The sequence below is a fragment of the Aeromonas sp. 2HA2 genome, from assembly GCF_029237345.1.
GTDB lineage: Bacteria > Pseudomonadota > Gammaproteobacteria > Enterobacterales > Aeromonadaceae > Aeromonas > Aeromonas salmonicida.
In genome coordinates this window covers 192,857-203,051 of sequence record NZ_JAACGB010000008.1, presented here as the reverse complement: position 1 = coordinate 203,051, position 10,195 = coordinate 192,857, and the positions used below count along the sequence as shown (strand labels likewise).

11 protein-coding genes are annotated in these 10,195 nt (G+C 61.0%); 5 read left to right on the top strand and 6 right to left on the bottom strand.

The window, feature by feature from the left end; genetic code table 11:
• Positions 1–224: hypothetical protein (locus GWQ29_RS12875; protein WP_275919580.1), on the top strand; the 224-nt coding region annotated here is incomplete at its 5' end.
• A gap of 180 nt (positions 225–404) precedes the next feature.
• On the opposite strand, the gene GWQ29_RS12870 is transcribed toward GWQ29_RS12875, so the two are convergent.
• From GWQ29_RS12870 to GWQ29_RS12860, 3 genes are all read right to left on the bottom strand, one after another.
• The gene (locus GWQ29_RS12870) at positions 405–1,451 is read right to left on the bottom strand and encodes a nitronate monooxygenase (protein WP_275919579.1); all 1,047 of its coding nucleotides are present in this window, start codon (positions 1,449–1,451) and stop codon (positions 405–407) included.
• Between the two features lie 2 nt (positions 1,452–1,453).
• Complete coding sequence (locus GWQ29_RS12865; RefSeq protein ID WP_270688220.1) at positions 1,454–1,732, bottom strand: helix-hairpin-helix domain-containing protein; 279 nt, start codon at positions 1,730–1,732, stop codon at positions 1,454–1,456.
• 72 nt (positions 1,733–1,804) lie between these two features.
• A complete protein-coding gene (locus tag GWQ29_RS12860) occupies positions 1,805–2,455 on the bottom strand; it encodes a ribonuclease (RefSeq protein ID WP_275919578.1) in 651 nt (216 codons plus the stop codon).
• Positions 2,456–2,691: 236 nt separating this feature from the next.
• Between GWQ29_RS12860 and GWQ29_RS12855 the strand changes: the two genes are divergently transcribed.
• The gene (locus tag GWQ29_RS12855) at positions 2,692–3,252 is read left to right on the top strand and encodes a carbonate dehydratase (RefSeq protein WP_005320532.1); all 561 of its coding nucleotides are present in this window, start codon (positions 2,692–2,694) and stop codon (positions 3,250–3,252) included.
• A 75-nt stretch (positions 3,253–3,327) separates the two neighbouring features.
• Here GWQ29_RS12855 and GWQ29_RS12850 read toward each other — a convergent pair whose 3' ends face one another.
• Complete coding sequence (locus GWQ29_RS12850) at positions 3,328–4,236, bottom strand: S-adenosyl-l-methionine hydroxide adenosyltransferase family protein (protein WP_265448396.1); 909 nt, start codon at positions 4,234–4,236, stop codon at positions 3,328–3,330.
• A gap of 180 nt (positions 4,237–4,416) precedes the next feature.
• Here GWQ29_RS12850 and GWQ29_RS12845 point away from each other — a divergent pair, with 180 nt between their 5' ends.
• On the top strand, positions 4,417–4,875 hold the full coding sequence (locus GWQ29_RS12845) for a hypothetical protein (RefSeq protein WP_219590615.1): 459 nt from the start codon (positions 4,417–4,419) through the stop codon (positions 4,873–4,875).
• Between the two features lie 19 nt (positions 4,876–4,894).
• On the opposite strand, the gene GWQ29_RS12840 is transcribed toward GWQ29_RS12845, so the two are convergent.
• On the bottom strand, positions 4,895–6,127 hold the full coding sequence (locus GWQ29_RS12840) for an MFS transporter (protein WP_275919577.1): 1,233 nt from the start codon (positions 6,125–6,127) through the stop codon (positions 4,895–4,897).
• Between the two features lie 224 nt (positions 6,128–6,351).
• On the opposite strand from GWQ29_RS12840, the gene GWQ29_RS12835 reads away from it, so the two are divergent.
• Both GWQ29_RS12835 and GWQ29_RS12830 read left to right on the top strand, forming a co-directional pair.
• A complete protein-coding gene (locus GWQ29_RS12835; RefSeq protein ID WP_265420610.1) occupies positions 6,352–7,221 on the top strand; it encodes a LysR family transcriptional regulator in 870 nt (289 codons plus the stop codon).
• A 199-nt stretch (positions 7,222–7,420) separates the two neighbouring features.
• Positions 7,421–8,674, top strand: coding sequence for a DEAD/DEAH box helicase (locus GWQ29_RS12830; RefSeq protein ID WP_275919576.1), 1,254 nt, complete (start codon positions 7,421–7,423; stop codon positions 8,672–8,674).
• An 89-nt stretch (positions 8,675–8,763) separates the two neighbouring features.
• On the opposite strand, the gene GWQ29_RS12825 is transcribed toward GWQ29_RS12830, so the two are convergent.
• Entirely contained in the window at positions 8,764–10,035 is a 1,272-nt protein-coding gene (locus GWQ29_RS12825) for a hypothetical protein (protein WP_275919575.1), read from the bottom strand.
• Positions 10,036–10,195: the final 160 nt, after the last annotated feature.

The following is a 10,195-nucleotide window of genomic DNA, read 5'->3' as shown; positions in this document are numbered from 1 at the left end:
ATGCTGTGAGTGCCCACACAGATTGCTTGATTCAAATTGTTAAAGAGCGACGCAACAGTGTGTTGCTGCGGGAGTGGAATTCTACTCAACCGCCTTCTCGAGTCAAGCCTTATTTTCAAAGGCTTTTCGAGGCACCGACTGGCTTGTTTGCGTTGCCGCTTGCCCTGTCGATGTGGCGCATTATAGAGAGATTGATCGCGTTGGCAAGGGTCGCAATGCAATAAAACTGCAAAAATCGGCACTTTTTTAGTTATTCATAACCAACCACAGCTTTTGTACAAACTTATCCACAGAAATGCCGTAAAACGGCACTATTGGCATCATGAGTGCCCCACATTTAGCCATTGGAAGTGCCACTCCTTGCATGCCGCCCCTCCCGCTCATCTACCTATATAAAGAAGCGATCACGCCAGGCCCGCTTCTTTCACCCATGCGGCGATCAACTCGGCGGCCGGGAGGTCACGGCAACCCGATACATTCTGCCCCGCCCACAATGGCGAGAAGCCACTATCACCCACCTTTTCAGCTGCCGCACGCAACGGTGCCAGCGCGCTGCTGGCATGGGGGAAGTCAGGTGCCAGATCCGAGAGCGAGCCCAGCTCCTGCATCAGCCGGTTGACTATCCCTCGCGCCGGGCGGCCGCTGAACAAGTTGGTCAGGGCCGTATGCTGGCCCCGAGTCGAATGAATAGCCACTCGATGCAGGGCAGAGGTCGTCGCCTCATGACAGCAGAGGAAGGCAGTTCCCATCTGGACGGCGCTGGCGCCCAACGCCAGGGCGGCCCTGATACCTTTGCCATCGACTATGCCACCGGCAGCGATGACCGGCAGTTCTACCGCCGCGACTATTTGTGGCAGCAAGGTAAAGGTACCTTGCTGCAAGGCGAGATCCTCATTGAGGAAATGGCCGCGATGGCCGCCGGCCTCCAGTCCCTGCGCTATGATGGCATCGGCGCCATGGCGGGCCAGCCACTTCGCTTCTGCTACCGTGGTCGCACTGGCAAACACTTTTGCTCCCGTGGCTTTCACCCGGGCCAGCAGGCCCGGTTCGGGCAGGCCGAAATGGAAGCTGACTACGGCGGGGTTGAACTCGGTCAGGATGGCGGCATGCTCGGCGTTGAACGGGGCACGACCTGACCCACTCGATACAGCATCTGTACTCACACCGAACTCGGCATAAAAAGGCGCCAGCGCCTGTTGCCAGCGTGCAACCTGCTGGGGATCGGGATCCCCTTGCTGATGACAGAAGAAGTTGATGTTGAATGGCCCCAGACCGCTGGCGGCAAGCCGAGCGAGCTCGCTTCGCAGGTCAGTCGGACTGAGCATGGCCGCCGGCAAGGAGCCCAGACAACCCGCGCCGGTGACGGCCAGCGCCAGCGCACTGTTTTGCACTCCCGCCATGGGGGCCTGAATGATGGGATAACGCATCCCGAGCTCTGCAAACAGCTTCATGGCTATGTACCCCGCGTACAGTCCGAAACAGCAGCGACCTGGCTGCGCGCCAGCGCTATGGCGCCATCAATGGCGCCGCGGGCCTGCGGGCTGTTCTGCCAACAGGTCGACCCCAGCATGCTGGCCACCAGCTGGACTATATGGGCTGTATCCGCCCCGGCCAGCTCGCTCAGTGTGTGGTAACCCAGCTGTTCGAGCCGCCCTATGACGGTGGGCCCCACCCCTTTCACCCCAAGCAGCAAGCTTCGTTCCTGTGCCGAGAACTGTTTCATGTCGGTCATTGCCCAGACTCCTTTCCTATGGCTGTATTTGAACATCAGGCCCGCAAGGGGCCCGATGAAGATAGAGAGTGATCAGCGCACGCTGCGCAGCAGGAAGTCCGGCTGACCGCAGGAGCGCAGTTCACGCTTTTGCATCTCGTCGGAACAGGTGACGGCATCCGTCCCCTCCTTGTTGATGCAGATGTAGACCTCCCGCAGGAAGCGACCGCCGTCGGCACAGGCAACCGTGATGTTGTCTGGCGCCAGCCAGTCGTTGGCACTGGCCAGATCCGCCTTGAGCTGGAAGCGGCTTTTGCGCAGAGGCTCGGCAGGGGACTGATACGCGGCCGGGATCTTCACCTTCTGACGCAGGTCGCTGGCAAGCTGATGATACTGGCGCTGGCTGAGGCCTGAGCAGGTACCGTGTTTCTCCCACTCATGGCGATAGAGAAAGCGGCTGGGGTAGAGCCCGGCAAACTGCTGCTCCATGTCAGGATCCAGCCGCTCGCGAGAACAGCTGCTCGGGTAGCCGCGCTGGTACTGGGGCCAGAGGCCGTGCAACACGAAGTCCAGCTGGCGGGAGCATTGATCCCGATCAGCCGGTTTGATGGCGCAATGCTCCGGCGACCAAGAGAGCGCCAGGGCGTAATAGTCAAACTCGCCCGCTTGCCCCTTGGCCTGTACGGCAGAAGAGTACAAGGGGGAGAGCAGCAGAGTGCCGAGCAGCACAACAATCATTTTCATCTTGGGTTCCAGCGTTATATCAAAAGAGTGCCAATGCGGCAGCGCAGCCCCGTCGGCAGACGTCATGCTCCCATATTTTGAGAAGAGGGAACACCCCGGCAAGATGACAGCGCGCCCCTGGGGGTCAGACCAGTAAAGGGTTCCCCCTCCCGTTCCACAGGCGTAAGCTGACCCACCGGCAGGCCCTCATGCCTCGCCCTTTCCCCATCCCGATTTCATCTTCAACAGGATGCAACATGATCCGCAAGAATCCATCCGGCCACCTGCCGGTCATCGACGAGTCCGCCTATATCGACAAGACAGCCATCATCTGTGGCAAGGTGATCATCAAGGAAAACGTGTTTGTCGGCCCCTATGTAGTGATCCGCGCCGACGAGGTGGATGCCAATGGCGACATGGAGCCCATCGTCATCGGCGCCAACTCCAACATTCAGGACGGGGTGGTGATCCACTCCAAGTCCGGCGCTGCCGTCACCATAGGCGAGTACACCTCCATCGCCCACCGCAGCATAGTGCACGGGCCCTGCGAAGTCGGTAACCGGGTCTTCATCGGCTTCAACAGCGTGCTGTTCAACTGCCATATTGGTGAAGGTTCAGTAGTGCGCCACAACTCTGTGGTGGATGGCTGCGATCTGCCCCCCGGCTTCTATGTGCCCTCCACGACCCGCATCAACCAGCAGAGCGATCTGGCCGAGATCCCCAGAGTCACTGTGGATGCCACCGAGTTTTCCGAAGATGTGGCTCACACCAACATAGACCTGGTCAAAGGTTACAAGGCGCTCTCAAACGAGTTCTGATCTGCCTGATTGCCAGACAACAAAACGGGCGCCGAAGCGCCCGTTGCTATTTCTATCTCTGCTATTCAATCCGGATCATGAACACTTTTTCAAACTGATATGCCAGTTGGCACCCGACTGCACCTGATGTTTGGCGGCGAAACTGTCCATGTTGAGGGCAACCGAGACCTGCAACAGGCTGTTGAGGTAGACCAGCGGCTGGCCTTCCGGCACGTCGCCGAAGCTGCTGACGTAGGGCGCCTTGCCGTCATACTTGACCACATCCCCTTCACTGATCTTGATACAGGCCTTGTCCCCCTTGTTGACCCCCACCTGGGTCAGCAGTGTCTCGTCGATATTGGTCCAGACGTTGCCGTACTGCACATCCAGGATCGGGATTGTGCCCTTGAGGGTGCCATCTTTCTCGGCCACTGCCGGCTGATAAGGGATCTTCACCACGTCGGCAGGCAGCAGCGGGCCCACCTGCTCATAGCTGATGGCACCGGAGGCGAGCCGGGCGCCCGTATAGGCGTAAACATCGCGGCCGTGGAAGGTGTAAGACTTCTCGGAGCCCTTGAGGCGGTTGGTTTTCTCATCGATCTGACGCACAGCGTCTATGCCGAAGTGCTCGGCCACCAGGGTCAAAGTGCCGTTATCCGGGGTGACTATGTAGTGGCCGCTCCTGGTCTTGAGCACCACAGAGTGGCGATCTGTGCCCACACCGGGATCTACCACGCTGACAAACACAGTGCCCTTGGGCCAATACTGCAGGGTCTGATAGAGGCGGTAAGCCCCTTCCCAGATGTTGTAAGCCGGTATCTCGTGGGTCAGATCATAGAGCGGCAGAGTGCGGTCTACCCCGAAGGCAACCCCCTTCATGGCTGACACTGCGCCATCTTTGAGGCCAAAATCAGTCTGGATCACCAAGGCCTCGTTGGCGGCGGCGATGCCGCTGGCCAGCAGGAGGGCGAGCACAAGGGCCCGGGGAGCGGTGCGAATATCCATATCAGAACTCCTGAATCGTGATAGATGAACAAGAACAGCCATTTAGACATCTAGAATGCCACCTGTCATCAGCATTGCAAGCCCTTTCACCTGTATGGGGGGAACAGAAAAGCACTCGCCAGTGCATGCTGGCGGGTGTATGGATAGGCTTTGCCGTGACGGGATCACAGAGGAAGCAACATGACCAGACCCCAAGCCCCCACCCTGGCGTTGAATCTGGGTGAACAGATCAGCAAGGTGCTGATCACCCAGGCCGATGGCATCACCATCACCTACAAGCTGGCATTTGGTCTCGACGCCATGACACCGGGGCCATTTCGCCAGGATCCGCCGACGGCGCACGAGCTGGAACGGGCCATCATGGTGGTGGAAGATGCGCTCATGCCGCTGGCGGCCCGCATTCCGGCCCACGAGCTGGTGACGCTGCACAGCCCGATCCCGCTGGCTAGCGAGCTCGGCAGCCATGAGCTGAGCCGGGAGAGCATTGAGCAGCTGTTCGGCCAGTTTGCCGCCATGGTGGAAGGGGACCCGCTGGCGGCGGCTCACTTGCCCAAGGGACGGCACTTTGCCGCCGTGTTGTTGATCCTGCGCGAATGGATGCACCACCTGGATGCCAAACGGGTAGTCGTGGCGGAGTAAGTGCTGGCGGATAAATGGCTCAGGCTGCGGCTCGCTCGAAGCGGGTTCGCGACACAACCCAGGCCAGCCCAAGACTGATCAGAATGCTGCCGACGGCAAGCACATCCACCGCTGCCAGCAGGCCGACGCTGTCGCTCACCCAGCCCAGCAGCACAGGTACCCAGTTGGCCACATAGGCGATCACATAGAAGAGCGACACCAGCCGGGCATGGCTGGCACTGGGGGCAATGCGATTGACCAAAGTCGCGCTGCCGACAAACGCGGCGCCCTGGGCATAACCGGACACCAGCAGCCCGAACCCTGCCAGCCACAACGACTGATAGTGAACGGCGCCGGTAAACAGCAGCACGCTGAGCGCCAGGGCAAGGCAGCCGCTCTGCAGTGTGTGGCGGGCATCGAGGCGGCGAGCCCATAGCTGGCACAGGCCGGAGAACACCAGATAGGCGGCGATGAGATAGCCGAACAGGCCGAGATCCCGCATCCCCAGCAACTGGCTCGCCACCTTGGGGCCGATTGCCAGCAAACTGGCCGCCACCGCCCAGGCGGTAAACAGAGCCAAGGCGCAGAGGAAGAACGCTGCCCCCGTGGCCTTCAGCCCCTCCCCCAAGGAGCCCTTGCCTTGCCCCGATGCCACTGGCGGCTGTGCTCGTGCGCTGGCGGGCCAGCTCAGCACAAAGCCGACCATGGCGCAGGTCGCCAGTCCCATGATGAGCAGGAAGGGCAGCTGAGTCGGATAAAAGTCCAGTTGCAGCGCCAAGCCGCTGAATACCGGGCCGAGCGCCAGCCCAGCGGTGAAAGAGAGGGTCGCACTGAGCGCCGCCCGCTTGCCGCCATCCCGGGGACCGAAGCGCAACAGCGCCACATTGGCAGCACCGGTCAGCGCCCCCGTGCCAATGCCGGCCAAGACCCGCGCCAGCAGCAGCGACCAGAACGAATCGGCCAAGGAGAAGAGCAGAGCTCCACCCAGCACCGCCAGCAGCGCAGGCAATATCATGGCACGCAGGTCCGTCACCCGGCCCGCCAGATTGCCCACTCCGAACAGCGAGATCAGCACGCCAGCCGCATAGCCACCATAAATCAGGGTGAGGCTCACATCGCTCAACGCCAGCATCTGCTGATAGTGGGGATAGAGCGGCGTAGGCACGCTGCTGTTGAGCAGCGCCGACATCAGGGCCAGCGGCAGAAACAGCAGAATGGCGCCATGGGCAGCGCCCGACTGGCAGGGCCCGGGGGTAGACAAGGGTGATGACATGCACGGCTCCGATGGGCGCGGGGCCAAACCCCGCTGGTGAGAGGCGGCCATGATAGCGCCCGCACAGCGCCGCCGACAGCAGCACAAATGCATCATGCGGCTTCAATAATGCATGCGATCGGCATCTATTTGCACGCACACCAGGTCACACTCGGCTTGTGATCCCGCCTGTGCTGGCTTCTAATGGGCTCGCCCCCGCGGGGGGAACTTGAGTGGGAGGCTCGATGATCAACTGGGATGACGCGCGTTTTTTTCTGGCATTGGCAAGACAGGGCACACTGCGCGGCGCGGCCGGGGTGCTGGGGGTCGATCAGGCTACCGTCGGGCGACGCATCACGGCGCTGGAGCAGAATCTGGGCTCCAAACTCTTTATCCGCACACCAAAACTCTATGATCTAAGCCCGCTCGGCGAAACCATGCTGGCCGATGCCAGCGCCATGGAGCAGGCCATCCAGGCCATAGAGCGCAAGGCAAGCGCTGGGGATCAGAGCCTGTGCGGCGAGGTACGCATCGCCACTACCGACACCCTGGCACAAGCCTTCGTGCTGCCTGCCCTCGCCCTGCTGCGCGAGCGCCATCCCGGCATTCGTCTCAGCCTGCAGACGGCGGTCAACGTCAGTGATATCGCCTGTCTCGAAGCCGATCTCGCCATTCGGGGCCTGCGCCCCGACAACGACGAGCTGGTGATCAAACGCCTCACCACCATAGAGATGGGGCTCTACGCCTCTCACGACTATCTGGCCAGACACGGCACGCCCAAGTGCGGCCTTGGCCTGAGCCAGCATGCCCTGCTGCTGTTTGCCAAAGAGCTGGTCTCCCGCCACTGGCACAGCCTGTGCGGGGAGCCGCTGCACGAACCGAACGTGGTGCTGCAGTGCAATGCCCAGCTGCTGTTGTTGGCGGCGGCCCGTCAGGGGCTGGGAATAGCGCTGCTCTCCACCTTTCTGGCAGACAAAGAAACTGAGCTGGTACGGGTACTGCCCGCCCTCAGCGATCCGGTCGACATCTGGCTGGTGCTCCACCCCGACCTGCAGAAGGCCAGCCGGGTGCGCGCCGTGGTGGATGCGCTGGAAGAGGTGTTTCACTGCCGCTAACCAGCACAGAGTGTTCCAGCACAGGGAGCTGCTCGCCATGGCGCAGCTCCCGAGCCCGAGCAGAGGAATATGGCGAGGGATAGAGGCCAGTCCCCTTCCCCCGCCTTCTGCCCATGCCCCCACTTCTGTTACCATGCCGGCCACTATGATTGTTTCCATCGTGGCCGCTGGCCGCGATAACCCCACACTGGTGCCTTCTATGTCCATTGCCTCCTTTGCCGAACTGGCCCTATCCCCCCGTCTGCAGCAGACCCTGAGCGAGCTCGGTTATGCCGCGCCCACTCCCATTCAGGCTCGCGCCATCCCCACCATTCTGGCGGGACGGGATCTGATGGCGGGGGCCCAGACCGGCACAGGCAAGACCGCCGCTTTCGTGCTGCCGCTGCTGGAACAACTGATGCAACACCCGGCGAGCGACGCACCCCGCCCCATCCGCGCCCTGGTGCTGGTGCCGACCCGCGAGCTGGCGGTGCAGGTCTTTGAGAGCGTGACACGCTACGGTCAGGGCACCAGCCTCACCAGCGCCCTGGTCTACGGCGGGGTCAGCATAGCCGCCCAGGTGGAGGCGCTTCAAGCCGGGGTGGATCTGCTGATCGCCACCCCAGGTCGGCTACTCGACCATCTGCGTCAGGGGGCCTTGAGCCTTGAGCACCTCGACCATCTGGTGTTTGACGAGGCGGACCGCATGCTCGACATGGGCTTTATGGACGAGATCAAGGCGCTGCTCAAACAGATACCGGCAGATCGCCAGACCCTGCTCTTTTCGGCCACCTGCGATGACAACCTCTATGCCTTGAGCCGCGTATTGCTGCGCGACCCCGAACTGATTGAAGTGGCACCGCGCAACACAACGGCGGCCGAGGTGGAGCAGCGGGTCTATGCGGTGGATGGCGAGCGCAAGCTGGCGTTGGTGGAGCACCTGATCAAGGTGAAGGGCTGGGCGCCCGTACTTATCTTCAGCCGTACCCGGCAGGGGGCCGACAAGCTGGCCCAGCAGCTGGGCAAGGCGGGCATCAATGCGCTCGCCTTCCACGGCGATCTGTCGCAAAGCGCGCGAGAAAAAGTGCTGCTGGCGTTTCGCGCCGGCACCTTGCAGGCGCTGGTCGCCACCGACGTGGCGGCCCGCGGTCTCGATATCAGCGATCTCAACTACGTGATTAACCTCGAATTCCCCTTTGTGGCCGAAGATTACGTCCACCGTATCGGTCGCACCGGCCGCGCCGGCAACAAGGGGCTCGCCATCACTCTCTTTAGCCCGGAAGATGCGCCGCTCTTGGAGAAGGTGGAAGCTGTGCTCGACACCCGATTGCCCCAGCAGTGGTTCCCGGGCTTTGAGCCAGACCTCACCCGTTTCGAACCCGAGCCGCGCCGCAGCGGCAAGGCCGCCCAGAAACAGAGAGCCAGAAAACAGGCCCTCGGCGGCGGTAACAAGAGCGGCAAGGGCAAGCGTTAAGCCGCCCCTGCGCCACCAATAAAAAAACGCCCGCATGGGCGTTTTTTATTATCCAATACAGACCAGCGCCACCCTTGGCGAGTAACATCCTAGCGGGTCGCCAGCACCAATGGCAGGGATTTCAGGATCTGCCGCTCTGCCAGGGTGGAGAGAATAAACATCGCCATATAGCCGAGGCCGAGCGCCACGATAATGGCCACCACATTGGTGGTGAAGCGGGCCACCAGATAGTAGGCCGCCACCAGCGCCACTATGCCCGCCAGCCGGATCAGCAGGCTCTGGGTAAAGTGGCCATGGGCCTTGATATAGGCGAGCTGATAGCCGTTGAGCATCATGAAGATGAAAAAGATGGAGAAGTGGAACAGCACGGGCACGGCGCCCACATAGTCGACGGGGAACAGCAGCAACACCAGTGGCTTGCCCGCCAGCAGCATCAGCACAAAGAACGCCAGACTGACGATGGCGGAGAGGCGGAAGATCCAGCGGCGGATCATCCTGATCTGGCGGTGATCGCCGTTGCGCAGATTGACCGCCAGCTCCGGCAGCACGAAGCGGTAGATGGGGAAGACAAACAGCAGCGTCATATAGGTGAAGATGGGGCGCACCACCACCTGGAAATCCCCCAGCTCATCGATGCTGAAGTGGCGTATGGTGAGCAGCACGGTAATGTAAATCATCAGGATACTGGCCCCCGCCTCCAGCGAGGCGGTAAAGCTCTTCTTCACATAGCTGCGCATCTCGGGGCCGAGTTCGACTTTGGCGAGCGGTCGGGTGGCGATGTCCCGGCGGCGATAAAGATACATATAGAGGGCAATGCCCAGCGACGAGAGCGTCAGCCCATAGAAGAGCGACGAGAGTGCATCCATCCCCAGTCCGAAGTAGCAGGCCATAAACATCAGGGCGTTGGCGAGCGGCTCCAGCCAGGTGACCTTGTTGGAAATGTCATACATGCGGTACATGGCCACCAGATTGGTGAAGTAGACCTTGAGCCCCAGGCCGAAGATGATCCCCACCAGTTGCAGATACTCCACCCGGATATGTAGCCCGTGCTTGATATAGGGGATCACAATCCCCCAGGTGAGCAGCACAATGCCGATGAGGAAGTAGCGGAAGATATTGATGATGTCTCTGTCGTTTTTGGTCTGGGAGTAGCTCACCACCATGGAGGAGCGAAAACCCGTCATCAGGATGAGGGAGAGGGAGATGAGATCCACCACGCTGTTGAACAGCGCCAGGTCCCCCTTGGCCACCCACTGCGCAAGCCACACCTTGAAGGCGAAACCAATGATGATGCTGGCGAGCGAGGCCCACATACCGGTGACAAAGGCCTGCTTCAGCCGCTCGAGGGATTTATATTGCATATCAATTGCTTGTTACTGCCTGGCCAGAGAGAAATCCATCTTATGAAAGCGCACCCGGCTTGAACAGCCTTAATGCCGGGAGTCAGCTGCCGGTCGGCAAGACTCGGAAATCAGCCACAGAAAATCCGGTGCGCTGAAAACAGGAAAACGCCCGCTCGGG